Here is a 25440-nt window from a genome sequence, read left to right on the forward strand (position 1 = left end):
TCCCAAAGCCGGAAACGCCCGCTTCCTAATTTAGTTCCCTGCCCGGCGGAACTTTTTCAGAAAGCCGACGTTGGTTTTGCCGGGACTTCCAGTGAGTCTAGCCTTTGCAATGCAACAACGTCATCTGAGGGAGACGTCAAATATGAGCCTGTCCGCAACCATCGCTCCTCACCTGCCTTTCCTCCGCCGTTTCTCGCGCGCCGTGTCGGGATCGCAGGAAAGCGGTGACGCCCTGGTTGCTGCGATGCTGGAGGCCATCATCGCCGACACCGAAGTTTTCCCCAAGGCATCGAGCGATCGCATTGCGCTGTACAAGGTCTTTGCCAGGCTTTTCACTTCGATTGCGATCCGCGTGCCGCAAGAGCATGCGCAGACAGCTTGGGAGCAGCGGGCGGCCGCCAATCTCAACGCAATCGCGCCGCGGCCGAGGCAGGCTTTCCTGCTGGTCGCCGTAGAGGGTTTCAGCGAGGATGAAGCGGCGGAAATCCTCGATGCCGACGAACAGGAGTTCTCCGAATTGCTTGCCCAGGCAAGCAGCGAGATTTCTCGCCAGGTCGCGACCGACGTGCTGATCATCGAGGACGAGCCGCTGATCGCCATGGACATCGAGGAGATGGTCGAAAGCCTCGGCCATCGCGTTGTCGGCACCGCCCGCACGCACGCCGAGGCGGTCGCCGTTTTCGGCAAGACGCGTCCGAAAATGGTGCTGGCCGACATCCAGCTCGCCGATGGCAGCTCGGGCATAGAGGCGGTCAACGAGATCTTGTCCTCGACGCCGGTGCCGGTGATCTTCATCACCGCTTTCCCTGAGCGCCTGTTGACCGGCGAGCGTCCCGAACCGGCGTTTCTGGTGACCAAGCCCTTCAATCCAGACATGGTGAAGGCCCTGATCAGTCAGGCGCTGTTCTTCGACCGGCAGGCGAAAGCCGCGGCCTGACCGCATGTCCGATCATTGAGGTCTCATGCGAGGCGCCCGCGCCTCGCACGATGCGGCGCGGAGTCCCATCCGTGAAGCGTTTTCAGGGGATCGTCTTTTTCCGCAAATGGTGGAACAAACGCCATCCAGCCACGTTTTTTCCAGGACGTTAGAAGGAGAGATATCATGCTGTACTGGGCGCTCGTTTTTCTTGTGGTCGCGATCATCGCCGGCGCGCTTGGGTTCGGCGGCATCGCCGGCACGTCGGCTGGCATCGCGCAGATATTGTTCTTCGTCTTCCTTGCTTTCCTGGTGATCTCACTCATCGCCGGCCTCGTCAGGAGAACCTGACCAGGGGGAGTGCCGAACACTGGAAGCCGCACCCCTCAAACGGTTTCCAGCCACCGCCGGGCGATGTCCCCAAAAGGATGTCGTCCGGCGGACCGCTTTTGGGCAGCATAAGCATCAGTAGGTCAAGACCGGGGCAGCAATCCTCGTAAGCCGTTCGCGCCTGGATGCGGGAAGTATCGAATGCGTTCCAAGGCCTCAGAGAAGGACTATACGCAAGAGCACAGCGACGAAGTGATCGCGATGCATCCGGCGGAAAGCGGGATGCAGGTGGGTCGCGCGCTACTCCACGCGCTCCACAATGCTGGAATTTCGGTCCTCTACCAGGATCGTGAAATGAAGACCGTCTGGGCGCGCAACATGCGGGCCCCGTGGGCCTGCGAGACGGCCGAGGGCAAGGATGCGCTTTCCCCCGCGCAGTCCGAGCGCATAGGCGCAGCCAAGCGCAAGGTGATTGAAACCGGCAACCCGGATCGCCTCGAGCTCGGCATTTCCGACAGTGACGGCGTGCGCTGGTTCCATGTCTGGATCGATGCCGATCGCAGCGACTCCGGCGAGGTTCAGGGCGTCGTCACCACCATGGTCGAGACGACGGAGCAGAAGCGCCGCGAGCAGACGCTGAAAACGCTGCTGCGAGAGGTCAGCCATCGCTCGAAGAATCTTCTGGCCATCATCCAGAGCATAGCCACCCAGACCGGACGCTACTCGGAGACGCTCGGCGATTTTCTGACGCACTTTCGCGGCCGTATCCAGTCGCTCGCCTCGTCTCAGGATCTGGTGACATCCTCCAACTGGCGGGGAGCGGCGCTTCGTGAGCTCGTGTCCGGCCAGGTCGGCCGCTATAGCGCCGATCCAAGTCGCAGCCTGCGTTTCGATGGGGAGAACCCTTACCTAAATCCGAACGCTGCCCTTCATATCGGACTGGCCATGCACGAGCTGGCCGTGAATTCGGTAAGCTACGGCGCCCTGTCGCAGCCTGACGGGCGGATCAGGGTAAGCGCCAGGATCGCGGCCGGCAGCGAGACTTCGCCTGGCCTTTTGCTGATTTGGACAGAAAGGATCGGCGCCGGTCGGCGCACCGAAAATCGTTTTGGCAGCGTCGCCCTCGAACGCGTCGTGCCGACGTCGCTGAATGGCTCCGCCAGTCTCGATATCGACGACGATCGTCTCGAATATCGCCTGACCATCCCGCGCGGCAATTTCGAGATAGAATGAACAACCACGTCTTGGGCAACAGACAGCCGCCGGAGAGGCGTTAACCTGCCATTCACCATAAAATCCGATTGTGTTTCCCCGGCAGAAGCAACTCCAGGATAGCGCGCAATGCCCTTCCGAGTTGCGTAAAACCGTGGAGTGGATCGGCGATCCCGTGAGGCGCTGAACCGCTCGCGACGCATCAAACCCAGCCGCGCAATCACACCGCGATTTGGGAGGAAGCGAATGATGATTGCCGATATGGACAGGCTGGAGCGGGCCGCCCGCGTCTCGATGGGCGGCTTCCAGGACGCCGAAGCACCGCCCTCGCCCCGTTCCTCCCATCCATCGCTTCGCCTCGGCGCCGTCGCGCTTGTTGCTGCTCTCGGGCTGGCGATGGCCTGGCAACTGGCCTGATCTTTCCGATCGAGCAGCCGGCCTGCGCCAAGGGCACGCGCCATTGCGCGCCGACTCCGCCGAGCAGGAACTTTTGAGCGGCAACAATCGTTCTTTGCGGCGGGAGGATTCGACCCGTGGAACACATCGCCGCCTTGCTCCTCGTCATTGGCTGCTCGGACACCATGACCGATTGCCGCGAATTGTCGGTGCCGGTCAGCGTCTTCGAGACTTTCGAGGCCTGCATCGCCGAACGGCCGTTTGCGTTGGGCGACCTGCAGGGGCGCACGCCGCGTGTCATGGGCGAGTGCCTTGCCGTCGATCCGGCACTTGAAGACGACTACGATCAACTGCTGTGGACCGTGCGTCCCGACGGCAGGCTCATCGCGTCGCTGGAAACTTCCGGCGCGCTTGTCGCGTCAAACGGCGCACGCCCGTAAGACACTCTCTTCAGCAATAACAAGATCGGGCAGGCAAAGCCCGTTTTTTCGTGCTAAACGGCGGTTGGCACTGCCAAAAGTGAGGACAAAAGCGAGGAGCTATTTATGCGGAAAATGATCATTGCCATGGTTGCCGTGGTCGCCGTCAGCGGCTGCACCACGACCGAGCAGGATGTCGTCGGGGGCGGCTTGATCGGCGCCGGCGTCGGCGGCCTGGTCGGCGGCGGCAGGGGCGCGCTGATCGGCGCGGCTGTGGGCGCCGGGTCCGGCCTGTTGGTTCGCAACCTGCGCAATGGCCAGTGCGTATATCGCTACCGTAACGGCACGACCTACACTGCGCGCTGCAACTGATCTCGCGACAGAGCGATCCAATGAAGGCCGGCCTGCCGGCCTCCATTTCTTTGCCTGAACGGCCCGCCGCCGCACCGGCGCTGCTCATCCGGTGAGCGGGATCCTTATTTCCACCTTAAGCCCGTCGGCCCGGTAGTCGCGCTTGATCGTACCGCGCAATTCTCGCGTGACATTGAGATCGATCAGCTTGGTGCCGAAACCGGTCTTTGCCGGCGGCTCCAGTTTCTTTTGCCCGGCCTCGCGCCAATCGAGCACCAGCGTCCGCTCCCGGCCACGTCCTTCGACCCGCCAATCGACCTTCAGGGCGCCCACCGAGTTGCCGGCCTCGCCATATTTCAGCGCGTTGGTGGCAAGCTCGTGGAAGGTCAGGCCAAGCGCCTGCGTCGTCGTCTCGTCAAGCAGCACTTCCGGCCCCGACAATATGCCTTCGGAAAGCTCTTTGCCGAACACCTGCCCAAGCTCGGTGCGCAGCAGGTCGCCGAGGTCCGCTTTCTGCCAGCGCGAGCGTGTCAGCATGTCCTGCGACGCGGCCATCGCCTGCAACCGCGCCGAGAATGATGCCGAGAACTCCTTCACGTCCGTGGCCTGCGAAGCAGTCTGCCGCGCGATCGCCAGCACCCTGGTGATCGAGTTCTTGATGCGGTGCTTCATCTCCTGCAGGATCAACTCCTTTTCCAGCAGGCTCTTCTCCGTCGCCTCATGCAGCAGCGACTTCGCCTCGTAGGCGCGCTCCTGATAGCGGGCCACCAAGGCAATCGCCCCGGCGAGCAGCAGACCGAACAGCCCGAGCATCACCGGGATGGCGCGCGAGGAAGGCAGCGCGAAAGCGCTCGTCGGCCGAAACAGGACAGTCCAGGGTCGGCCGGCCACGACGATATCCCGGCGCGCCAGCAGCTTTCCGCCGAGCGATTCGGCCGGCGGCGCCTCCGACCGGAACAGGAGATTGCCGGCACCCGGCTGGCCGTCGAAGATTTCGACGTTGACCGGCAGCAGCGGAGCCTTGCTGAGCGCCACCTGGAACAGATCGCGTGCGCGGAAGGAGGCGTAGAGGAAGCCGGCGGTCGAGGAGCGGCTAGCATTAATGACGTCCGGAGCCGTTTCCACGTTCAGCCGCACGAAGACCAGAAATCCGGGGAATGTCTGCTCCAGCCCTTGTCCCTGGCCAAGTTGAACGAGCCCGCTGGCATGCTGCTGGTCGTCGGCCATGGCCTTCTCGATTGCCGCCCGCCGTGCCGGGTCGCTGAACATGTCGAAGCCGATGATCGACTGGTTGGAGGTATCGAGCGGCTCGAAAAGCACGATGGGCGTGCGCCATTGCTGCTGCGTGATTGCCGGATAGACCGGGTGGGCCGAACCGCGAGCGCGCAGGATGTCGCGCTCGAGCTTGGCCTCGTCGCCGGTCTTGGCCAGCCTCAGGAAGCCGATGCCGCGCAGTCCGGCGAAGTTGTCGTCGATGTCGAGCGCGGTGAGGAAGGCCTTGAACTCGCCGCGCGTGATATCGCCGTTACGAGCATCGAACAGCGCCTGGGTCGAGCGCAGCAGCGACAGATGCAGGTCGATGCGGCTCTCGATGCGGTTGAGCGCATCGTCGGCGGTTCCCTCGAACTTGATGCGTGCCGCCTCCTGGGTCGCGAAATAGGCGAACCCCGCCATCGTCAGGCTGATCAGCGCGACGGCGATGAAGGCGACGATCGGGAAAAGCTTTTTCAATGCAGGGTGCGGCCCATGGACGGTTGGCCACCTTTATGGGCAAGTCTCCGCGCCAATACAATGGCAAGGCCAACCCAACGCCGCGATTGGCTCATCAAACAAGTCGCAAATTAGCCAACCAATTTATGGTCTTAGGCCGCGATTTTCAGCGCTCCCGGGCCTGGCATGGCGCCCGGCGGGCACTTGCCCAGAATGATCATGCCGAGCACCTCGTCTTGAGTCACGTCGCTGGTGCGCGCCGTACCGACGACCTGGCCGTTCTTCATGACGCAGACCCTGTCCGCCAGCTCGAACACGTCATGGATATCGTGGCTGATCAGGAAGATGCCGATGCCGTCGGCCTTGAGCTGCCGCACCAGTTCGCCGACCTGGGCCGTCTCCTGGGGGCCGAGCGCTGCCGTCGGCTCGTCCATGATCAGGATTCGCGCGTTGAACAGGATCGCGCGCGCGATTGCCACCGACTGCCTCTGTCCGCCGGACAGCTTGATCACCGGCTCCTTGAAGCGCTGGAAGCGCGGATTGAGCCGGCCCATCACCTTGCGTGCTTCGGCCTCCATGGCGACGTCGTCGAGGGTGCCCCAGGCGGTCATCAACTCGCGGCCGAGGAACAGATTGGCGGCGGCGTCGACATTGTCGGCAAGCGCCAGCGTCTGATAGATCGTCTCGATGCCGTATTTCTTGGCGTCGCGCGGGTTGGAGATTGCTGCCTCCTCGCCGTTGACGAAGATCTGCCCGGCATCGCGCTTGTAGGCGCCGGACAGTATCTTGATCAGCGTCGACTTGCCGGCGCCGTTATGGCCGAGCAGCGCCACCACTTCGCCGGGGAAGAGATCGATGGAGGCGTCGTCGACGGCGCGAATGCCGCCGAAGGCGATCGAGATGTTGCGCATGTCGACCAGCGGGGCGCCGGCGGGAGCGTTCTTGTCTGCCATGATGCTGCCTCCTTCACACCCGCTTGCGGTAGATGGTGTCGAGCCAGACCGCGATGACCAGCACGGCGCCGACGACGATGCTTTGCAGCGGCGAATCGACTCCGAGGAGCACCATGCCGGACTGCAGCTACTTCATCATCATCTCCCCCATCATAACGCCTATCACTGTTCCCGATCCGCCGTCGAGCTAGGTGCCGCCGATGACCGCCGCGGCGATGACCAGGAGCTCGTCCAGCGTGCCGAGCGCATTGGTCGATGAATTCTGCCGCGCCGACGATATCGCCGCGGCGATCGTCGCCAGCACACCCATGATCATGAACACCTTCATGGTGATCCAGCGCGTGTTGATGCCGGCAAGGTTGGCCGCCTCCGGATTGCCGCCGATGGCAAAGACATAGCGGCCGAAGCGAGTGCGCTTGGTAATGAAGGTCATGACGAGACCGACGGCGATCGCCATCAGCACCGGAATGGCGATGCCGTGGGCGATGAACAGGCCGCCTTCGGGGACCGTGAGGTTGTTGGCGGCGGCGTAGCGGTTCACGATGCCGACCGGCCAGGGATAGGAATTGGCCAGCCACACCGCGCCCATGATGACAGCGCAGGTGACCGCGCCGAGCAGCGTCTCGGCCCAGATCGGACGCAGCGGAAAACGGAAGCGCTTGCGCTGCACCCTGCCGTTGAACAGCGCAAACACCACGGCAACACAGGCGACGGCGCCGACGATCCAGCTCCATTTGGCGCCGATCGAGCCGGCCGGTCCGCCGCCCATCAGTTGGAAGGTGGCGTCGAGCGGCGCCACCGTCTGGCCGCTGGTGACCCACCAGGCAGCACCGCGCCAGACCAGCAGCCCGCCAAGCGTCACGATGAAGGCCGGCACTTCGAGATAGGCGATGACGAAGCCCTGGAAGGCGCCGATCAGCAGGCCGAGCGCCAGGCCGATCAACAGTGCCAGCACCCAGATCCAGGGATTGCCAAGCTCGAGCCCAACCATTCGCACCAGGAAATGCACTTGGGCAAAGCCCATCACCATGCCGATCAAACCCTCGGCCGATCCGACGGAGAGGTCGATGTTGCGCATGACGATGACCAGCACCATGCCGGAAGCCATGATGGCCACGGCCGAGGTCTGCACCGACAGGTTCCACAGGTTGCGCGGCGTCAGGAACGTTCGGCTATCGAAATCGAGCGGATTGACGCCGAGCCGCAGGCTCGAGATGACATGCAGGCCAATCCAAATGATCAGCAGCGCGCCGACCATGCCGAGCATGCGTGTGTCGAGCTCAGTCGCCTTGAGGAAGCGCCCGACGGTGCTCAGTTCGGAAGCCCGCGCGCGATCCGCCGCCGGGTTGGCCGGCGTATCAGAGGTCGTATCGGTCATGATCTCCTCCCGCCGGCTTGCCGTCTGGCGCGGATGCCGGACCACGATGCTAGAGCAATTCCGGGAAAAAGTGCGTAGCCGCCTGGAATTGCGCGGAAACAAACGGCTGGAGCAGTTCGGCGATCCTGCCGGACAGTGACCTGCCCCCAATGGTCTCCGGCTTCAGTACTCCCGAAAACCCTTGGGATACACCGCGGCCGTTGGGCCGCGGCGCTGCGTTTGAACCTGACGGCCAGCTTAGTTGCAGACCGCGACGCTGCCGGCGGCAACGCCCGCGCAGACTTCATCCTTCTTGATCCAACCCGCGTCGATGACGAGGTTGAGATTATCCTTGGTGATTGCGACCGGGGTCAGGAACAGCGACTTGACGGTGTTGCCGCCAGGCGTCGTGAAGTCCTTGGCTCCCGCGATGTCGGTCATCTTCTTGCCGTCGGCGAGCTGCGAGGCGATCTCGGCGGCGTGCTTGCCGAGCTCGCGCGCGTCCTTCCACACCGACACCGTCTGGGTGCCGAGCGCGATGCGGTTGAGCGCGGCATGGTCGCCGTCCTGGCCCGAGACCGGAACGGTGCCGGCCAGGCCTTGCGCCGTCAGCGCCGCGACGACGCCGCCGGCGGTGCCGTCATTGGCCGCCACCACCGCGTCGACCTTGTTGTCGTTGGCGGTCAGGAACTGCTCCATGTTCTTCTGCGCGTTGGCGGGCAGCCAGCCGTCGGTATAGGCTTCGCCGACATTCTTGATCTTGCCGCTGTCGATGGCTTCTTTCAGCACTTCCATCGAGCCGGAGAACAGGAAATCGGCGTTCGGGTCGGCGCCCGAGCCCTTGATGAAGACGTAATTGCCCTCGGGCTTGGCCTTGAACACCTCGCGGGCCTGCATGCGGCCGACTTCCTTGTTGTCGAAGGTCAGATAAAACACGTCCTTGTTCTCGATCAGGCGGTCGTAGCCGACGACCGGAATGCCTTCGTCGAGTGCCTTCTGCACCGCCGGTCCGATCGCCGAGGCGTCCTGCGCCAGGATGATCAGCGCATTGGCGCCCTGCGAGATCAGGCTTTCGACGTCGGTCAGCTGCTTGCCTGGATTGGACTGTGCGTCGGCGGATATGTACTTGTCGCCGGCGGCCTCGATCGCCTTCTTCATCGCCGCTTCGTCGGTCTTCCAGCGCTCTTCCTGGAAATTGGACCACGAAACGCCGATCACCTTGTCCTTCGCCTGCGCGACCGACACCAACGTCAACGACATGGCGACGCCCGCCAGAATGGCGGCTGCGAATCTCTTCATGATATCCTCCTGCGCCCTCGCGGCGCGACCCAGACTGGCCCGAAGGCGATGAGGCTTTTTTTCGAGCCTCGAAAAAATACTATCCAACGCCAAAGCGCTGTCAACTGCAATTCTGACGGTTTTTGAGGTGGTCACGTACTTTTTTCGAGACCCGCAATAAATAATGACAGTGCCGACCGCTTCTGCCACTATCGCGGAACAGTTCGGGAGGAGGCGCAGCCCGGTCCACCGAAACTTGTAAGACCAGGACGGTTCGGGTGCCGGCGTGCGGGACTGAACCGATCTGGCGCGTCGCCGAGTCCTGTGCATGATCGAGAGGCCGCGCTGACTGGGAGGAGACAAAAATGTCGGTCGGAATCCGCCACGACGATCTGCGCCGGCGCAACCGCGCCATGGTGCTCTCGGCCGTGCGCCGGGCCGGCCAGCCGTCGCGCACGGAAATCGCCGCGACCACCGGGCTCAGCCATTCGACCATTTCGGCGATCTCTTCCGACCTGATCCAGGAAGGCGTCTTGGCCGAGAGCAAGCCGAGCGAGACCGCGTCTCTGAAGCGCGGCCGGCCACAGGTGGGCCTCGCGCTCAAGCCTGAGGCGGCGGCGGTGGTGACGGTGGTGCTGTCGCTCAATTTCCTCTCGGTCGCCGTTATCGATTATGCGGGCCAGGTCATCGCCGAGGAGCAGCGCCGCCTCGATACCCTCACCATGCCGCGCAACGAGCTGATCGGCGAATGCTTGGCGATCGTGCGGCGCCGGTTGGACGATCCGGACCTCGACGTCGGCAGCGTCGCCCGCATCGCCATGGGCATCCAGGGCATCACCGATTCCCATGCCCGCGCCATGCTATGGTCGCCGATCACGCCGCTGACCGACATTCCCTTCGCCGACATCCTGGAAAAGGAATTCGGCATTCCGGCCACCATGGAAAACGACTGCAACATGATGGCGGTGGCGCTGCAGTGGCGCGATCCCGACCGCTATCGCGACAATTTCATCGCCATCCTGCTCTCGCACGGCATCGGCATGGGCCTGGTGCTGAAGGGCGAGCTGTTCACCGGCACGCATTCTTCCGGCGGCGAGTTCGGCCACATGATCCATCGTCCGGGCGGCGCGCTTTGCCGTTGCGGACGCCGCGGCTGCGTCGAGGCCTATGCCGGCAACTACGCCATCTGGCGCAGCGCCATGAAGATGAGCGAGGACGCCGAGCCGGTCGATGTCGGCGACGCCGACATGCGGGCGCTCGCCGCCAAGGCGCGCGAGACGGATGGCCCAGAGCGCGAGGCCTATCGCCGGGCCGGGGAGGCGCTGGGCTTCGGCCTTGGCAGCCTGTTCGCGCTGATCGACCCGGCGCCGGTCGCCATGGTCGGCGTCAGCGCCGCCGCCTTTGACCTGATCGAGCCGGCGCTGCGCGAGGCGATCGGCCAGACCGCCGGAGGCCAGCATTCGAAGTCGATCTCCTTCGATACCGAGCCGAACGAATTGCCGCTGATCCGCGAAGGCTGCGCCGTGCGCGCGCTGACCTTCGTCGACCAGGAGATTTTCGCCCCGGGCGTGCAGGCAAGAGCGGGCAAGAACGTGGCCTGAGCAGCTTCGATAGCGATCGTTGGCTTCTGTGCGTCCTGCAGACGCCGGAGATTAGCGAAGGCCCCGCAGCTTCGTCATTCCAGGGCGGAGCAGGAGCGAAGCTCCGTCGCGGAGACCCTGGAATCCATGCCATTACCTCAATCGTCGGATGAGCGGAGCAGAATTTCTGCACCGCCGCGGCGCGTGGAAGTCGCGTGGATCGTCGGGTCTGCGCCGCGTCGCGACGCTTCGTGCTCCGCCCGTGGACGGCGAAGCACCAGCGTCTCGATAACCCGCCAGCTCAGATAGAACCCGTCAGACCTTCGGTGCCCTGGATCTAATCTTCCCTGATCGCGTAGCCCGCCCCACGGATGGTACGTATGACGTCCGGCATGCGGCCGTTGTTGACCGCCTTGCGCAGGCGGCCGACATGCACGTCCACGGTGCGCTCGTCGATATAGATCGTCTCGCCCCAGACATTGTCGAGCAGCTGGCTGCGCGAGAACACCCGGCCGGGATGCCGCATCATGAATTCAAGCAGCCTGAACTCGGTCGGGCCGAGCCGGATCTCGCTCTTCTTGCGGTAGACGCGATGCGATTCGCGGTCGAGGACGATGTCGCCGACCTTGAGCACGCTGGACAGCACCTCGGGCTTGGCGCGGCGCAGCAGCGCCTTGACCCTGGCCATGAATTCCGGCGTCGAGAACGGCTTGACCAGATAGTCGTCGGCGCCGGTCGAGAGGCCGCGCACCCGGTCGCTTTCCTCGCCGCGCGCGGTCAGCATGATGATCGGCAGGCGTTCGGTCTCGGGCCGCATCCTGAGGCGCCGGCAAAGCTCGATGCCGGACACCGCCGGCACCATCCAGTCGAGCACCAGAAGGTCGGGCACATTCTCCTGCAGGCGGATCTCGGCCTCGTCGCCGCGGGTCACCACCTCGACCTGATAGCCCTCGGATTCGAGGTTGTAGCGGAGCAGCACCCCCAGCGGTTCCTCGTCCTCCACCACCATGATGCGTGGCGCGATCATATAGCAGGCACCTTCGCTGTCAGGCCGCCGGCGCCGACATCGTCGTCTCGTCCTGCTTAGGACGATTCGCGGGCAATTGCGTGCCGGTCAGCACATAGTAGGCGTTCTCGGCGATGTTGGTGACGTGGTCGCCGATGCGCTCCAGATTCTTGGCGCAGAACAACAGATGCGTGCAAGCCGTGATGTTGCGCGGATCCTCCATCATGTAGGTCAGGAGCTCGCGGAAGACGGCGGTGTATTTGACGTCGATGCGCTCGTCGTCGTTGCGGAGCTTGGCGAGCGCCGTGGCGTCGCCGGCCGCGTATTCCTCGATCACGCCCTGCACCTGGATCAGCACCAGCTGCGCCATCGAATCGATGGAGTGCGAAAGGTCGCGCGGCGCGGCGCTGACGCCGACCGAGCCGACGCGCTTAGCGATGTTCTTGGCAAGGTCGCCAATGCGCTCGAGATCGCCGGCCATGCGGATGGCGCCAACGACGCTGCGCAGGTCGTCGGCCATCGGCTGGCGTTTGGCAATCAGCGTGATGGCGCGATCGTCGAGCTCGCGTTGGCGCGCGTCCATGATGGCATCGTCGGAGACCACGCGCTGCGCCAGCGCGTTGTCGGAATTCAGCAGAGCCTTGGTCGACGCGCCGACCATCGAGCCGGCAAGATCGCCCATGTCGCGGATAAGCTGGCTGATCTGCCTCAGATCCTCGTCGAAGGAAGCGACCGTATGGGCCATGGTTATGTCCTCGTATGAACTCAGCCGAAGCGGCCGGTGATGTAGTCCTGCGTGCGCTTCTCGCGGGGCGAGGTGAAGATCTTCTCGGTCCGGTCGAATTCGATCAGCTCGCCGAGATACATGAACGCCGTCTGCCGCGACACGCGCGCCGCCTGCTGCATGTTGTGGGTGACGATCACGATCGTGTAGTCGGCCTGCAGCTCGTCGATCAGCTCCTCGATCTTGGCGGTCGAGAGCGGATCGAGTGCCGATGCCGGCTCGTCGAGCAGGATGACCTCCGGCTTCACCGCCACGGTGCGGGCGATGCAGAGCCGCTGCTGCTGGCCGCCCGAAAGGCTCTGGCCACTGGCGTTGAGCTTGTCCCTGACCTCGTTCCACAGCGCGGCGCGCTTCAGCGCCTGTTCGACGCGATTGTCCATCTCGGCCTTGCTTATCTTCTCATACAGCCTGACGCCGAAGGCGATGTTCTCGTAGATCGACATCGGGAACGGCGTCGGCTTCTGGAACACCATGCCGATCTTGGTCCTGAGCAGGTTGAGGTCCTGCGAACGGTCGAGGATGTTCTTGCCGTCGAGCAGCACCTGGCCTTCGGCGCTCTGCTTCGGGTAGAGCTCGTAGATGCGGTTGAGCACGCGCAGCAGCGTCGACTTTCCGCAGCCCGAAGGTCCGATGAAGGCGGTGACGCTGCGCTCGGGCAGCGACAGGTTGATGTCCTTCAGCGCCTTCGACTGGCCATAGTAGAAGTTGAGGTTCTTGACTTCGATCTTGGCCTTCTCGGCGGTCGTCTCGGCTACGTTCAGGTCGGTGGACAACATCGGTTTCATCTGTCCTCTCTGCGTCCGGTAAGGCTGCGGGCGAAGATGCTCAGCCCGAGAACCGTCAGGGTGATTATCAGTGCGCCCGTCCAGGCCAGTTGCTGCCATTCCTCATAAGGGCTCAGCGCAAACTGGAAGATGGTCACCGGCAGGCTGGCCATCGGCGCGTTGAGATTGCTCGACCAGAACTGGTTGTTGAGCGCGGTGAAGAGCAGCGGCGCCGTCTCGCCCGAAATCCGGGCGATCGCCAGCAATATACCGGTGACGATGCCGGACAGTGCGGCGCGATAGGCGACCGAGCGGATCACCACCCAGCGCGGCGCGCCGATGGCGGTGCCGGCCTCGCGCAGCGCGTTGGGCACAAGGTTCAGCATATCCTCGGTGGTGCGCACGACGACGGGGATCACCAGGATCGACAGCGCCACCGCGCCGGCGATCGCCGAGAAATGACCCATCGGCCGCACCATCAGCTCGTAGACGAACAGGCCGACAATGATCGATGGCGCCGACAACAGGATGTCGTTGATGAAGCGCACCACCGTCGTGAGGCGCGAGAAGCGCCCGTACTCGGCCATATAGGTTCCGGCGAGCACGCCGATCGGCGTGCCGACGACGATGCCGATCACGGTCATCACGATGCTGCCGTAAATGGCGTTGAGCAGGCCGCCGGCGTCGCCGGGCGGCGGCGTCATTTCCGTGAACACCGAAAGCGAGACACCCGAGAGCCCCTTATAGAGAAGGGCGCCGAGGATCAGCGCCAGCCAGACGGGGCCGATGCCCGCCGCTATGGTGCAGAGCGCCATCATCACGGCGTTCTTGCGCTTCCGGCTTCGGTGGAGCGATGCGGCTGTCGACATCGGTCAGGCTCCCGTGCGGCTATCGATGCGCAACAGCATGTAGCGTGCGAGCGCGAGGATGATGAAGGTGATGATGAACAGGATCAGTCCGAGCGCCACCAGTGAGGACGTGTAAAGCTCGCCGTCGGCTTCGGTGAATTCGTTGGCGATGGTCGCCGAGATCGTCGTGCCGGGCGCAAAAAGCGAGGCGCTGATGCGGTGCGCATTGCCGATGACGAAGGTGACGGCCATCGTCTCGCCGAGCGCGCGGCCAAGACCGAGCATGACGCCGCCCATGATGCCGACCCGCGTATAGGGAATGACCACACGCCGGGTCACTTCCCAGGTCGTGCAGCCGATGCCGTAGGCCGATTCCTTCAGCACCGCTGGCACCGTGTCGAACACGTCCTTGGTGATCGAGGTGATGAAGGGCAGCACCATGATGGCGAGGATCAGCGACGACGTCAGCAGGCCGATGCCGTAGGGCGGACCGGCAAACAGGCTGGCGAGACCCGGTATGCCGTGGAAAAGATTGATGATGAATGGCTGTACCGTCGTCTGCAGGAATGGCGCGAAGACGAACAGGCCCCAGATGCCGTAAATGATCGAGGGAATGCCGGCGAGCAGCTCGACCGCGATGCCGATCGGGCGCCTGAGCGGGCGCGGGCAGAGCTCGGTCAGGAAGACGGCGATGCCGATGCCGATCGGCACGGCAATGAGGATGGCGATGGCCGAGGTGACGACGGTGCCGTAGATGGGCGCGAGCGCGCCGAAATTCTCGGTGACCGGATTCCAGGATTCAGTGGTGAGGAAGGAGAAGCCGAACTTCGACAGCGCCTCCCACGAGCCGGCGATCAGCGAGACCGCGACGCCGCCGAGAAGAAGCAGCACGAGTATAGCGGAGAGGCGCGTGACCGTTCGGAAGATCGTGTCGGTCAGGGCGAAGCGGCGCACCGTCGCTTCCCTGGTCCGTATGGCGGACGATGTCACGGCTTCGGAAACGGCTGTCATTTGCCCCTCGCATTTCGAAAGAGACAGGAGGGCGCCCGAGGCGCCCTCCTTATTCCGGAGGAATTACATGCCGGAGTAGAGCGGCTTGCCGTTGCTGTCGACGATGTCCTTGCTCCACATTTCCTCGACGCTCTTCACGACCGCGTCGGGCATCGGAACATAGTCCAGCTCGGCGGCCATGTCGTCACCCTTGGCGTAGGACCAGGCGAAGAACTTGAGCGCTTCGGTGGTGGCCGCAGCATCGTCGGGCTTCTGGTAGACGAGGATCCAGGTCGCGGAGGTCATCGGCCAGCTTTCAGCACCAGCCTGGTTGGCCAGGATGACGCCGTAGCCAGGCTTGGAGCTCCAGTCGGCATTGGCCGCAGCGGCCGAGAACGCGGCAGCGGTCGGCTCTACCTTCTTGCCGTCCTTATTGATCAGGTCGGTATAGGTGAGCTTGTTCTGCTTGGCATAGGCATACTCGACATAGCCGATCGCGCCACCGGTCTGCGCTACGTTGTTGGCGACGCCTTCGTTGCCCTTGGCGCCGATGCCCACCGGCCACTCGAGCGCGGTATTGACGCCGACCTTCGACTTCCAGTCGGCGCTGACTTCGGCCAGATAGTAGCTGAAGTTAAACGTGGTGCCCGAGCCGTCCGAACGGTGGACGACCGCGATCGCCTGGTCGGGCAGCTTGACGTCGGGGTTGAGCTTCTTGATCGCCTCGTCATTCCAGTTGGTGATCTTGCCGACGAAGATGTCGGCCAGCGTCGGGCCGTCGAGCACCAGTTCGCCCGGCTTGACACCTTCGAGGTTGACGACCGGAACGATGCCGCCCATCACCATCGGGAACTGCGCGAGCCCGGTCGACTTGAGATCCTCGCCCTTGAGCGGCGCGTCCGAGGCGCCGAAGGTCACGGTCTTGGCCTTGATCTGCTTGATGCCGCCGCCGGAGCCGATCGACTGATAGTTGAGACCGATGCCGGTCTCCTTTTTGTAGGCGTCGGCCCACTTGGCATAGATCGGATAGGGGAAGGTAGCGCCGGCACCGGAGATGTCGGCCGCCATAGCGGCGGAGAGGGAAAGCGTGGATGCCGCAGCCATTGCAATCGCAACGGCCGCCGAGCGGATGAAATATCTCATGTGGCCTGCTCCTGTTCGGAATGTGGTCTTTCGGCACCCTTCCTATCGGCGCCTGACGAGCGCAATAGACGTCGATTATTACAGTCGCATGACAGTTTCGTGTCAGCCCGGTAACGCCTGAACGGGGATGCCTTGGGGGGCCTGCGGCTGCCATTTGCGGACCCAGCCGAAGTTTGCCGCGGGAATCAGTAGCTTGTCCGACTTTTGAATCAAAAATTATCCCGGCGGCCGGATCTCCGGCCGCCGGGAAATAAAATCCGGACGAGAGCGCGTTGCCTGTGCGCCAGAGCGGATCATGGCCTGGCCATCGCCGAAAACAGGTCCGTTGGGGTAGAGTCGACGCTGTTCCTTGCCGGCGGTCGCTGCTCCCGCCCGTAACCGAAGGGCGGAATCGACAGCAGCCATTGTCCTGACCTGGCCTTCATTTTGTATGGTGCGATCACACCATACGTCTGCGTTGGACGCAGATGACGGACCTCGTCGATGACGCCGTGAACGGCCGCGCAGAAAGGCTGTTATCCGGCGCTGCGGCGGACTTCCGCGTCCGACCCGAGCCATCTTTCAAGCTTCTCGAGCAGCGCCTTCGGGCTGATCGGCTTCGGCAGGTAATCATCCATGCCGGCTTCCAGGCAGCGCTCGCGGTCGCCCTTCAGTGCATGCGCGGTGACGCCGACGATCGGCACATGCGTGCCCATCTCGGCTTCGAGCCGGCGGATGGCCGCGGTCGCCTCCAGGCCGCTCATCTCGGGCATCGACACATCCATCAGGATCATGCGCGGGTTCAGCCTGCCGAAGGCGTCCAGCGCCTTGCGGCCGTTGCCGACGATTTCGAACTGGTATCCAGTCTCGCCCAGGATTTGCGTGAACACCATCTGGTTCACCTCGTTGTCCTCGGCGACGAGAATGTCGAGCCCGGCCTCCGCGCCGGCCAGGCGTGGACGGGCACGCGCCGGCGGCGGCTGCAGCAGGACGCGATCCGCCGCGGTCGCCTGCGCCGTGGACGCCTGCGGCGCGCCGGCCCCGGTCTCGACGTCGCCGGTCAAGGCCGGATGGATGGCCGCCGTGCTGTGGCGATGACGCTGGATGGTGGCGACCAGCGTCTCCAGCAAGATCGAGGAACGCGCCGGCTTGATCAGCTGCGCATCGATGCCGAGATCGCGGTAGGCGGCGCTGGCGAGCGACTGGTCGACCGAGGTCAGCATGATGATCGGCGTGTGCGCGAGGCCGGCGGTGTTGCGCACGATGCGCGCCATTTCGGCGCCGGTCATGCCCGGCATCTGGTAGTCGAGCACGACGCAGTCGACAGGCACGCCGTAGGCGGCAGCCGCAATCAGCACCTTCAGTCCCTCGGCGCCGCTTTCGGCCGCGCAGGAATCGAAGGTCCACGAAGCCATCTGCTCGCTGAGGATCGCGCGGTTGACGGCATTGTCGTCGACGATCAGCACGCGCGCGCCGGTCACGTCGACCGGCATGATCCGCTGCCCGCCTCGCTCGGCCCGCGGCAGCGTGACGGTGAACCAGAAGGTCGAGCCCTTGCCCTCGGCGCTGTCGACGCCGATCTCGCCGCCCATCAGCTCGACCAGCCGCGAGGTGATGGCAAGGCCGAGCCCGGTGCCCTCGTGCCGTCTTGTCGAGGAGGTGTCGACCTGGCTGAATTTCTCGAACACCAGCTTCAGCTTGTCTTCGGGAATGCCGATGCCGGTATCGGTGACCGAGATGGCGAGCTTCGTCCCCGACGGAACGCGCTCGCCGGTCACGTCGACCAGCACATGGCCCTGGTCGGTGAACTTCACCGCATTGCCGAGCAGGTTGGTGACGATCTGTCGGATCCGGCCGACGTCGCCGACGAACTGCCCGTCGAGCCCGGGCTGGACGCGAACGATGAGCTCGAGGTCCTTTTCCTTGGCGCGGGTCGACACCAGCGTCGCCACATCCTCGATCGCCTCGGCAAGGTTGAAGGGCGCCGGGTCGAGCACGAGCTGGCCGGCGTCGATCTTGGAGAAGTCGAGGATGTCGTTGATGATGGTGAGCAACGCGTTGCCCGATTTGACGATGATGTCGGTGAACGTCCTCTGCTTTGGGTCGAGGTCCGACTTTGCGAGCAACTCGGCCATGCCGAGCACGCCGTTCATCGGCGTACGGATCTCGTGGCTCATATTGGCGAGGAACTCCGACTTGGCGCGGTCGGCAAGCACGGCACGCCGGCGCGCCTCGCTGAGCTCGGCCTCGCGCTGTTTCAGTTCCGTAATGTCCGTGGTCGACCCGATCAGATAGAGCGAACCGTCGGACGCGATCATCGCGCCCTTGCGCGCGAACTGGTGACGCACGCTGCCGTCCGGCAGCGTCACCTGTTCTTCGATCTCCTGCGTCTCGCCGGTGCGCAGCACCGCCAGGTCGCCGGCGACGAAAGCTTCGCCGTCCGCGCCGAAGATCTCGACGTCGGTCTTGCCGATCGCCTCTTCCTTGCTGAAGCCGGTGAGATCGCACCAGCCCTTGTTGACGTAGAATTGCCTTAGATCCGAACGCTTCGCGTAGATCGACACCGGCACGTTGTCGATCAGGTTGCGGAACACCTCGTTCTCGCTCATGCTTTCCTTGAGCGCCCGCTCGCGCGCCTTGACCTCGGTGATGTCGGTGCTGGAACCGACCAGATGCACCGATCCGTCGGTCGCGATGAGGCGGCTCTTGCGCGTCATCAGCTGCCGCACCGTGCCGTCGCGATGGGTGACAGGCTCCTCGACTTCGCGCCCCTTGCCGGTCGCGATGACCTCGGCATCGTCATGGCTGTAGCTTTCGGCGTCCTCGGCGCCGAAAAGCTGCCGGTCCGTCTTGCCGATGACGTCTTCCTTGGCAATGCCGGTCAGCGCGCACCAGGCCTTGTTGACGAACTCGATTGTAAGATCCTCGGCCTTGATGAACGCCGCCACCGGCAATTCGTCCATGACATGCCGGTAAAGGTCGATCTGCCGCATCGAGTCGCGCAGCGCCTTCTCGCGGGCCTTGATGTCGGAAATGTCGACGCGCACCCCTATGAACGTGCCGTCGTCCGCTCTCATGTCGTAGACCTGGAACCAACGACCGTCGGGATTGAGCCGTTCATAGGACGAATTGGGCAGGTGGTAACGCTTCAGCATGGCGTCGAGCCAGCGTTCTTTGTCGACACCATAGAGATTGTCGATCTCGACGTCGCCGCTCGACCGGAAATAGCCGGCGGAATGACCGAGAGCGAGCGCCTCGCGTAAGGTGCGGCCCGGCTGCCAGGCCGGCTTCAGCGCCGGCAAACTGTCATGCAGCTTGCGGTTGGCGAAGACGAATTCATCGTGGCGGTCATAGATGATGACGCCGGCCGGCAGCGACTCCAGCACCGTGGCGAGATTCTTGCGCGCATCCTCTGCCTCGGTCTCGCGATGCTTCATGTCGGTGATGTCGACATAGGAGATCAGACGCTTGCCGCCGGCAAGCGGTGCCAGCGAGGCGATCAGCACGCGGCCGTCATTGCGCGGCAACTGCCTGGAACCGGCAACGCCTGCCCGGATTTCGGCCTCGCGCTCGGCGATGTGGCGTTGCCAGCCCACCTCGTCGGCACCATAGGGGTCGGCGTCGCGGCTGGCCTCCATCAGCTCGCGGAAGCCGCAGCCGGCAGTGGCGCGAAGCGGATCGATCTTCCAGAAGTCGTAGAAGGCGCGGTTGATGATCTCCGCCCTGAGCTCGGCATCGAGGACAATGACGCCGATCGGCATCGAATCGACCATCAGGCGAAGATTGGCAAGCGCTTCCGAGGTCGCGGCCGCATGCTGATCGGGGGCGCGGGGGACCGCCGCCTCGCCGCGCTCGACCGCGCCTTCGAAAGAACGGGCGGCGCCCATCTCGAAAGTACCGTCCCTATCCGCCATCCCTACCCCCAGGCCGAACCCTCCCGGTTCGTCGGCGGAATGTGCCCGACAAGCATTAACGATCGGCTAACCTTAACGATTCGCAACCGAACACGCCCGATGCCGTTAACGGGTTTTAGGCGGACGCCGGTCCGACCTCGCTGCGGTAATCCGTCCGTTGGCGAACCCACCGCTGCCGGGCTATAAAATCGGTGGGGGTATAGCTGATGCTTGGTCGAATGCTGACTTTTGTTCTCTGTCCGGCGCTGCTCGCGGCGAGCGGCTGCACGCGCAGCGACGACGGAACCGTCATCATTCCAAGCCGGATGGACGTCAGGCGCATTTGGGACAAGGCCCCGCCAGGGACAACAGCTTCGCGGCAGATCGCGACGGACGTATTTCCTCAGCCGCCGAGCGCCCCGGTGAGTTCCCCCAGTCGAAGACGTGTTTCGACGGCCCCTTCCTTTCAGCCGGATTTGGCTGATGCGTCCTCCCAGCCACAGAAGGCGCTCGCCTGCCGGAATGTCAGCGAACCCGGCAAGCGCTATCGCGTCGTCTGCGAGTAGTGTAGCAGCTACGATAAGATCGCGTGTTTCCTCACTGCGCGTGAAACCTTTGTGTGGCGTCTGGCGTTATCGGCGCAGCACGAAGGGGAGCGAAGATGTCTGTTCATTTCACCGTCTCAGGCCTGACCAGAAACCTGATCCATTCGCTTGGACTGGATCACGAGCGGGCCCCGAGGCGTCTGACACCCGAGCAAAATCTATTGTTGGAATGCTATCTGGCCGGCCAAATTCCGGAATCGGCCTGGAGCGACTACGTCTTCGAAATGCCGCAACTGGAAAAACACGCCAATGCCCGCCGCAGGCGCAATCCGGCGTAGCGCTGTCCAGCAACAAAGCGCCACCTAGAAAGCATAGCCGTTTTCTGTTGGAAATCGGCGAAGGCGAAACTGAGCAACTTGGCAGTTCTACTGCTGAATTGCTTTGGCGTTGTCCTTCGGCGAATTGAATTGAAGCGTAAAGATCTTCCCGGGAATTCCTTTTGCGAGGTCCGGCGAAAAGCTGAGCGGCAGGCAATTTCGCAGGGCGGCGGTCGCCGCGTCGACATAGGCCTGACGCGCCTTGTCATCCCCGTTGACCTTGATGGCCGTTGGCTTCGGCGGGCCGATCAGCGTGCCGTCGCGCTTGAAGCTGAAGCTCAAGGTGACCGAGGCAGTTCCGGCTTCGGCCGGCGGCGTCCAGCACGCCTGCAGCGCCGCGCCGACCTCGTTCATCGTGTTGAGCGATGCGGCATCTGCCGGAAAAGGCATCGCCAGCAGCGCGCCTGCGATCGCTGAAAGTCTAGCCGTGCTTCTCATGGCTTTGTCCTCGCCGCTTTCGCCCGTTCGCATGGTACGATCAACGACGCGGATGACAATAGAATTTCAACCGCGCCGGCACCCGATAAAATCATGCTGCCGTGACGCTGGCGCGCCGGCGGAAAAGCAAAAAGGCCGGCGCTGAGCCGACCTTTCCTTCTCCTCGGCAATCGCGCCAGTACATCCGTGGTCGCAGCGAGGACCGAGACACTAGACAAGGGTTTGGTTAACGAAACCCTAAACCTCGCGCATTTCTTAAGCCGTGGCCTGGGCCTTCACATGGGCGATGTAGCCGCGCACGTCGCCGGCCGGCTCAGCATAGGCCTTGCCGAGCTTCTTCTCGATCGCAGCCATATAGTCCTTCGCCCAGCTGGGCAGCGCATAGTCGATGACCGCCAGAAACTCCAGTGTCGCCGCCAGACGGATGTCGGCGATCGAGGGGTTGTTGCCGCCGATGAAAGGCTTGCCGTCCCTGAAGAAGCTATGAAAGACCTCCAGCGGCTCGGCGATTGCGGCGATGGCAGCCTTTTGCGCCTCCGATTTCTTGTCGGGATGGGCATCGCTGTGGCCGACCTCGCCGGCATATTGCGGAAAGCCAAGTGCCGGATAAGTGGCCCTGGCCACATAGGGATAGAGCGTTCCGACCAGGTAGAACATGGCGCTGTCGACCATCGCCCGCTTGGCCGGCGCCTTCGGATAGAACTTGTCCAGCCCGTGCTTGTTGGCGAGGTACTGCATGATTGCGCAGCTTTCCCAAAGCACGCCTCTGGGAAGTCCTTTGTCCTCGATCATCGGAGTCAGATGCGCCGGGTTCCGCGCCAGGAATTCCGGCGTGCGCGTCAGGCCCCAGGCGTCGGTCTCGGCATGGTCGAGCCCGGCCGCTCGCGTGAACACCCGGACCGTCATGTTGTTGACGCTGGGCCTTAGCATGCTGAGCTTGACCGCGGGCTTCTTCGCCGGCTTCGCCTTGGCTTTAAACGCTGCCTTTGCCGTTGCTTTAGACGCGGCTTTTGCCGTCGCTTTAGGCGCGGCTTTTGCGCCCGGCTTGACTGCGTTGGCCGACATCTTGGCGGCAGTCACCTTTGCCGCCGGCTTTGCCATCTTCGCTGCCGGCTTGGCGGCGGCCTTCTTCGTTCCCTTCGTTGCAGCCTTTGCCATCTGGTCCTCCCTCTGACCTGTTCAGTATGGATTTTTCGCCGCCCGGTTCTCGGACAATGTTTCGCGCGATCGCTCGACCAGCGCCTGGATGGCGTCGGCAAGGTGCGCCTCGGCGATATTGTAGTCGCCGCGCGCAACGCGGATCTTGTGCGCCGCCATCAGCACGTCGGCATGGCTGAAGCCCGCGGGCGGCTCGAACCGGTAGGAGGCAAGCTCGATCAGCAGCCCAAGCGGATCCTCGAAATAGATCGAATCCATGAAGCCGCGATCCTTGACGCCGCTGTGCTTGATGGCGCGCTCGTCGAGCCGGCCGACTGCCTGCAGGAACGTCACGCGCGACACCGAGAACGCGATGTGGTGGACACAGCCGGTATCGGTCGGCGTGCGCCGCTTGACCGCGCTACGGCTCTCGTCGGTGAAGACGGTGATCAGCCGGCCATCGCCCGGGTCGAAATAGAGGTGGCTTTCGCTCGCCTTGTCGAGATTGGGCTGCTCGAAGATGAATGGCATGCCGAGCACGCCTTCCCAGAAATCGATGGAGGTCTGGCGATCGGCGCCGACCAGCGTGATGTGATGGACGCCTTGCGACTGCAGTTTTTGCATTGGCTCCTCCCGGCCCCGCCGCGCCTGCCGCCGGACGATGTGGTCAGGCAGCCTTTAAATCGGCGCCCGGCAGGCGACCGCCGCACGGCTTCCCCCTTGGTTCCGCAATCCGCATCCTGCTGGATCGCGGCCGAAACGTTGATTATCGGATGCTAATTCAATCCGAGGCGTTGCGCCAGAAGCGGCGACACGGCATCGCCCCAGCAGGTCATCGCCGGCCGCAAGGAGGATGCACAAGGCTCTCTTTGCACCATGCTCGATGGCCGGCCGGGTCAGCGGAACCGCCTGCCCGACACCGCCGTTTGCAACGATGGCATTGGCTGACGACATCCAAATGGCGGAACGCCATATTCTGTAGGCCGAGCAGCACATCAAGCGCCAGCGCGCGCGCATCGCTGCGCTAAAGCGCCGCCGGTTGCCGCGATGCAAGGCGTCCAGCTTTTTGCAGTTGCTTGAAGACGCCCAATTGATGCACCTGCATCATCTGTCGCTGTTGTTGGAGAGAGCGTCTCGTGAACGGACCCGAGCCGGCATTTAGACTTTTGGTTCAGCGTTGGCAGCCGACGGAAGCCTTATTTGTAGACCGTCCTTGAAGACGCCCGAACTGACGACACCGCTACGCTTTCATGTCGCCGATCAGCGAAGCTTCTCAGCGAAAGCGGCGACACTCACGCCGTCCTCGCGCCGCATGGCCCTTCACGGTAGCCCGCTCTCGGGTGTTACTACCCGCAGCGCTGACACTCTCTCAATCTACCTTCGAAGAAGAAGCACTACTCCGACTTCGCCGGGGTTTCTTTTTTGATTTCCGTCGATGTTGACGTGTCGGCCTTGTCAACGCTTGCCGTCTGCTGCGCGTCGACTGAGGCTTGATCCTTCGCGTGTGCCGGGCAATTGGCTGATGCTGCAGAAACGGACAGGCCCAGCGCGAAGATGGTTGCGAGGAAGGCTTTCATCATCATCCTCCTTTTGGCAAGTGACATACCGTACCCCGCCCGTTGCGCGCCGCAAAATCACTTTTCACGCCCCGGATCACAGTTGGGTCGCGCCGAGGCCGCGGAGAACTTCACTGAGCGGATGACCGAACTCGGTTGCTCCAGCATGGAGGCGCTGTCTACGCGCCAGAGCGTGAAGCCCCCAGGCCTTTCGCCTGGGGGCGAATATGGTCAAACGCGATTTGCGTAGCGCGCTCGATCGCGTTCGATCTCGTCGGCGGTGTAGTTTTCGGCGCCAGCGTCAAAGCTCCTCCAACCGTCCGCTTCGTAGGCACTGCGGCGATCTTCCAAGTTCACTGATCTTGATTGGCCGAGGATGCTCTCGGCTTCGCCGGCCAACGCGTCGTCGACCCTGGCCGTGACCAACGTCCCGCCGCGGCGCACACCTTCGGCGTAGACATGAGCATCCCTTTCCGGGACCCCGGAGTCGGTAAGGGCTCCGACGATGCCCCCGGCAGCCCCGCCGACAACTGCGCCCCCCAATGCGCCTGCAGCGGTAGCGGCGAGCCACCCTGCGGCGACAACAGGGCCCACGCCTGGGATAGCCATGATCCCAAGCCCCGTCAGCAACCCGCCGGCGCCGCCAATGAGGGCGCCCACACCGGCGCCGCCAGCCGCATCTTCGGCGGCATTCGAGCGATCATCTTGGTACCAGCCGGTCGAGTTATTGGCGACGATGCTGATGTCGGAATGCGGAACGCCGATGGCTTCGAGTTCACCGACGGCATCGGAAGCGTCGTCATAATTGTCAAATAGTCCGGTCACGGTTCTCATGGTTGAACTCCAATCCGTTTCAGTTGCTGCCGGCAACGACGTTGCCTTGATAATCGAGCGCCACGGTTGTCTTCTTTCCGTCCTTGGTGGCCTGACCGCGCCAGATGCCTTGATCGTCCTTGGTTAGCGCTGAGACATCCGAGAAGCCGGCATCCTGGATCCGGCTCTTGGCCTGGTCTTCGGTGAAGCTATTGGCGCCTGGCACCGGAGCAGCCGGATTTTTTGTGTCGGTCGTGGTGACGGCGGGAGTTGTCGAACTCGTCGTCGTGCCGGTTTCATCGTCCATGGTGGAAGCGATCTTCTCGATCATTTCCTTATGCATTTTGAGTGTGGGCAAGGTCTCCGAAGCGAACGCCTTGAGCTGGGGATTGTCGCCATCCTTGGCGTAGTTCTCGAACAGCTCCACGGCATCCGCGTGCGCATCACGCTGCATCTGCACATAGGTCTTTTCGACCGGATCCTTGCCGTTCTGAAGGGCGTCGAGGTCGCTCTTGTGCTTGGCATCCGTCTCGGCGGGCACTTTGAGCTTCTGCTCGCCGGCAATCGTTTCGAGTTTTGCATTGGCCGCCCCATGCTCGTCGATCATCTTTTGGGCGAAGTCTTTGACCGCCTGATCCTGGGCTTTGCCTTGGGCGATCTTACTC

At 63.3% G+C, this 25440-nt stretch carries 24 protein-coding genes and 1 pseudogene; 8 read left to right on the forward strand and 17 right to left on the reverse strand.

The window, feature by feature from the left end:
* Positions 1-142 precede the first annotated feature (142 nt).
* From EOA79_RS13780 to EOA79_RS13800, 6 genes are all read left to right on the forward strand, one after another.
* Entirely contained in the window at positions 143-937 is a 795-nt protein-coding gene (locus EOA79_RS13780) for a response regulator (RefSeq protein WP_067002122.1), read from the forward strand.
* 165 nt (positions 938-1102) lie between these two features.
* Entirely contained in the window at positions 1103-1267 is a 165-nt protein-coding gene (locus EOA79_RS13785; protein WP_067002119.1) for a DUF1328 domain-containing protein, read from the forward strand.
* 180 nt (positions 1268-1447) lie between these two features.
* Positions 1448-2479, forward strand: coding sequence for a sensor histidine kinase (locus EOA79_RS13790; RefSeq protein ID WP_095824028.1), 1032 nt, complete (start codon positions 1448-1450; stop codon positions 2477-2479).
* A 225-nt stretch (positions 2480-2704) separates the two neighbouring features.
* Positions 2705-2875 carry a hypothetical protein gene (locus EOA79_RS32775; RefSeq protein WP_164748129.1) on the forward strand — a complete coding sequence of 57 codons (171 nt, stop codon included), beginning with the start codon at positions 2705-2707 and terminating at the stop codon, positions 2873-2875.
* A gap of 116 nt (positions 2876-2991) precedes the next feature.
* On the forward strand, positions 2992-3294 hold the full coding sequence (locus EOA79_RS13795) for a hypothetical protein (RefSeq protein WP_095824029.1): 303 nt from the start codon (positions 2992-2994) through the stop codon (positions 3292-3294).
* Between the two features lie 105 nt (positions 3295-3399).
* On the forward strand, positions 3400-3645 hold the full coding sequence (locus tag EOA79_RS13800) for a YMGG-like glycine zipper-containing protein (RefSeq protein WP_095824030.1): 246 nt from the start codon (positions 3400-3402) through the stop codon (positions 3643-3645).
* An 84-nt stretch (positions 3646-3729) separates the two neighbouring features.
* Here EOA79_RS13800 and EOA79_RS13805 read toward each other — a convergent pair whose 3' ends face one another.
* The 4 genes and pseudogenes from EOA79_RS13805 to xylF all read right to left on the reverse strand — a co-directional run bounded on the left by EOA79_RS13805 (position 3730) and on the right by xylF (position 8943).
* Entirely contained in the window at positions 3730-5355 is a 1626-nt protein-coding gene (locus EOA79_RS13805) for a CHASE domain-containing protein (protein ID WP_095824031.1), read from the reverse strand.
* A 131-nt stretch (positions 5356-5486) separates the two neighbouring features.
* Positions 5487-6287, reverse strand: coding sequence for an ATP-binding cassette domain-containing protein (locus tag EOA79_RS13810; RefSeq protein ID WP_067002105.1), 801 nt, complete (start codon positions 6285-6287; stop codon positions 5487-5489).
* 13 nt (positions 6288-6300) lie between these two features.
* A pseudogene (locus EOA79_RS13815) lies at positions 6301-7665 on the reverse strand (sugar ABC transporter permease).
* 237 nt (positions 7666-7902) lie between these two features.
* A complete protein-coding gene (gene xylF / locus EOA79_RS13820; RefSeq protein WP_067319285.1) occupies positions 7903-8943 on the reverse strand; it encodes a D-xylose ABC transporter substrate-binding protein in 1041 nt (346 codons plus the stop codon).
* Between the two features lie 344 nt (positions 8944-9287).
* Here xylF and EOA79_RS13825 point away from each other — a divergent pair, with 344 nt between their 5' ends.
* Positions 9288-10523 (forward strand): ROK family transcriptional regulator, encoded by a 1236-nt coding sequence (locus EOA79_RS13825; protein ID WP_095824032.1) that lies wholly within the window; start codon positions 9288-9290, stop codon positions 10521-10523.
* Between the two features lie 316 nt (positions 10524-10839).
* Here the strand turns inward: EOA79_RS13825 and phoB are convergent, their stop codons facing one another.
* The 7 genes from phoB to EOA79_RS13860 all read right to left on the reverse strand — a co-directional run bounded on the left by phoB (position 10840) and on the right by EOA79_RS13860 (position 19930).
* Positions 10840-11529 (reverse strand): phosphate regulon transcriptional regulator PhoB, encoded by a 690-nt coding sequence (gene phoB / locus EOA79_RS13830; protein WP_010911896.1) that lies wholly within the window; start codon positions 11527-11529, stop codon positions 10840-10842.
* Positions 11530-11548: 19 nt separating this feature from the next.
* On the reverse strand, positions 11549-12253 hold the full coding sequence (gene phoU / locus EOA79_RS13835; protein ID WP_095799839.1) for a phosphate signaling complex protein PhoU: 705 nt from the start codon (positions 12251-12253) through the stop codon (positions 11549-11551).
* Between the two features lie 20 nt (positions 12254-12273).
* On the reverse strand, positions 12274-13077 hold the full coding sequence (gene pstB / locus EOA79_RS13840; RefSeq protein ID WP_095824033.1) for a phosphate ABC transporter ATP-binding protein PstB: 804 nt from the start codon (positions 13075-13077) through the stop codon (positions 12274-12276).
* The gene (gene pstA, locus EOA79_RS13845) at positions 13074-13925 is read right to left on the reverse strand and encodes a phosphate ABC transporter permease PstA (protein ID WP_128293062.1); all 852 of its coding nucleotides are present in this window, start codon (positions 13923-13925) and stop codon (positions 13074-13076) included. The genes pstB and pstA overlap by 4 nt, the downstream gene beginning before the upstream one ends.
* Positions 13926-13928: 3 nt before the next feature.
* Positions 13929-14915: a phosphate ABC transporter permease subunit PstC gene (gene pstC / locus EOA79_RS13850; protein ID WP_095824035.1), complete on the reverse strand. Its 987-nt coding sequence runs from the start codon at positions 14913-14915 to the stop codon at positions 13929-13931.
* A gap of 63 nt (positions 14916-14978) precedes the next feature.
* Positions 14979-16037 carry a phosphate ABC transporter substrate-binding protein PstS gene (gene pstS / locus EOA79_RS13855; RefSeq protein ID WP_095824036.1) on the reverse strand — a complete coding sequence of 353 codons (1059 nt, stop codon included), beginning with the start codon at positions 16035-16037 and terminating at the stop codon, positions 14979-14981.
* A 515-nt stretch (positions 16038-16552) separates the two neighbouring features.
* Positions 16553-19930, reverse strand: a complete 3378-nt coding sequence (locus EOA79_RS13860; protein WP_245322320.1) for a response regulator — start codon at positions 19928-19930, stop codon at positions 16553-16555.
* A gap of 640 nt (positions 19931-20570) precedes the next feature.
* On the opposite strand from EOA79_RS13860, the gene EOA79_RS13870 reads away from it, so the two are divergent.
* Positions 20571-20792, forward strand: a complete 222-nt coding sequence (locus EOA79_RS13870) for a hypothetical protein (RefSeq protein ID WP_067319298.1) — start codon at positions 20571-20573, stop codon at positions 20790-20792.
* 87 nt (positions 20793-20879) lie between these two features.
* Here the strand turns inward: EOA79_RS13870 and EOA79_RS13875 are convergent, their stop codons facing one another.
* The 6 genes from EOA79_RS13875 to EOA79_RS13900 form a co-directional block, all read right to left on the reverse strand.
* Positions 20880-21269 (reverse strand): hypothetical protein, encoded by a 390-nt coding sequence (locus EOA79_RS13875; protein WP_067002225.1) that lies wholly within the window; start codon positions 21267-21269, stop codon positions 20880-20882.
* A 255-nt stretch (positions 21270-21524) separates the two neighbouring features.
* Positions 21525-22427 carry a glutathione S-transferase family protein gene (locus EOA79_RS13880; protein ID WP_067319300.1) on the reverse strand — a complete coding sequence of 301 codons (903 nt, stop codon included), beginning with the start codon at positions 22425-22427 and terminating at the stop codon, positions 21525-21527.
* Between the two features lie 21 nt (positions 22428-22448).
* Positions 22449-23030 carry a VOC family protein gene (locus EOA79_RS13885; protein WP_095824037.1) on the reverse strand — a complete coding sequence of 194 codons (582 nt, stop codon included), beginning with the start codon at positions 23028-23030 and terminating at the stop codon, positions 22449-22451.
* A 770-nt stretch (positions 23031-23800) separates the two neighbouring features.
* Positions 23801-23989 carry a hypothetical protein gene (locus EOA79_RS13890; RefSeq protein ID WP_245489876.1) on the reverse strand — a complete coding sequence of 63 codons (189 nt, stop codon included), beginning with the start codon at positions 23987-23989 and terminating at the stop codon, positions 23801-23803.
* 204 nt (positions 23990-24193) lie between these two features.
* A complete protein-coding gene (locus EOA79_RS13895) occupies positions 24194-24796 on the reverse strand; it encodes a hypothetical protein (protein WP_095824038.1) in 603 nt (200 codons plus the stop codon).
* A 19-nt stretch (positions 24797-24815) separates the two neighbouring features.
* On the reverse strand, positions 24816-25440 hold a 625-nt coding region (locus EOA79_RS13900; RefSeq protein WP_164893855.1), incomplete at its 5' end, for a DUF4142 domain-containing protein.

This window comes from Mesorhizobium sp. M1A.F.Ca.IN.020.03.2.1 (genome assembly GCF_004023205.1).
GTDB lineage: Bacteria > Pseudomonadota > Alphaproteobacteria > Rhizobiales > Rhizobiaceae > Mesorhizobium.

Excerpts from the sequence above, each read along its gene's own strand:
- EOA79_RS13780 (WP_067002122.1), top strand. The coding sequence starts at position 143 with ATGAGCCTGTCCGCAACCATCGCTCCTCACCTGCCTTTCCTCCGCCGT.
- EOA79_RS13875 (WP_067002225.1), bottom strand. The coding sequence starts at position 21,269 with ATGAGAAGCACGGCTAGACTTTCAGCGATCGCAGGCGCGCTGCTGGCG.
- EOA79_RS13895 (WP_095824038.1), bottom strand. The coding sequence starts at position 24,796 with ATGAGAACCGTGACCGGACTATTTGACAATTATGACGACGCTTCCGAT.
- EOA79_RS13785 (WP_067002119.1), top strand. The coding sequence starts at position 1,103 with ATGCTGTACTGGGCGCTCGTTTTTCTTGTGGTCGCGATCATCGCCGGC.
- EOA79_RS13885 (WP_095824037.1), bottom strand. The coding sequence starts at position 23,030 with ATGCAAAAACTGCAGTCGCAAGGCGTCCATCACATCACGCTGGTCGGC.
- EOA79_RS13800 (WP_095824030.1), top strand. The coding sequence starts at position 3,400 with ATGCGGAAAATGATCATTGCCATGGTTGCCGTGGTCGCCGTCAGCGGC.
- EOA79_RS13825 (WP_095824032.1), top strand. The coding sequence starts at position 9,288 with ATGTCGGTCGGAATCCGCCACGACGATCTGCGCCGGCGCAACCGCGCC.
- phoB (WP_010911896.1), bottom strand. The coding sequence starts at position 11,529 with ATGATCGCGCCACGCATCATGGTGGTGGAGGACGAGGAACCGCTGGGG.
- pstA (WP_128293062.1), bottom strand. The coding sequence starts at position 13,925 with ATGTCGACAGCCGCATCGCTCCACCGAAGCCGGAAGCGCAAGAACGCC.
- EOA79_RS13890 (WP_245489876.1), bottom strand. The coding sequence starts at position 23,989 with ATGATGATGAAAGCCTTCCTCGCAACCATCTTCGCGCTGGGCCTGTCC.
- EOA79_RS13810 (WP_067002105.1), bottom strand. The coding sequence starts at position 6,287 with ATGGCAGACAAGAACGCTCCCGCCGGCGCCCCGCTGGTCGACATGCGC.
- EOA79_RS13870 (WP_067319298.1), top strand. The coding sequence starts at position 20,571 with ATGTCTGTTCATTTCACCGTCTCAGGCCTGACCAGAAACCTGATCCAT.
- phoU (WP_095799839.1), bottom strand. The coding sequence starts at position 12,253 with ATGGCCCATACGGTCGCTTCCTTCGACGAGGATCTGAGGCAGATCAGC.
- EOA79_RS13860 (WP_245322320.1), bottom strand. The coding sequence starts at position 19,930 with ATGGCGGATAGGGACGGTACTTTCGAGATGGGCGCCGCCCGTTCTTTC.
- pstB (WP_095824033.1), bottom strand. The coding sequence starts at position 13,077 with ATGAAACCGATGTTGTCCACCGACCTGAACGTAGCCGAGACGACCGCC.
- xylF (WP_067319285.1), bottom strand. The coding sequence starts at position 8,943 with ATGAAGAGATTCGCAGCCGCCATTCTGGCGGGCGTCGCCATGTCGTTG.
- pstS (WP_095824036.1), bottom strand. The coding sequence starts at position 16,037 with ATGAGATATTTCATCCGCTCGGCGGCCGTTGCGATTGCAATGGCTGCG.
- pstC (WP_095824035.1), bottom strand. The coding sequence starts at position 14,915 with ATGACAGCCGTTTCCGAAGCCGTGACATCGTCCGCCATACGGACCAGG.
- EOA79_RS13880 (WP_067319300.1), bottom strand. The coding sequence starts at position 22,427 with ATGGCAAAGGCTGCAACGAAGGGAACGAAGAAGGCCGCCGCCAAGCCG.
- EOA79_RS32775 (WP_164748129.1), top strand. The coding sequence starts at position 2,705 with ATGATGATTGCCGATATGGACAGGCTGGAGCGGGCCGCCCGCGTCTCG.
- EOA79_RS13790 (WP_095824028.1), top strand. The coding sequence starts at position 1,448 with ATGCGTTCCAAGGCCTCAGAGAAGGACTATACGCAAGAGCACAGCGAC.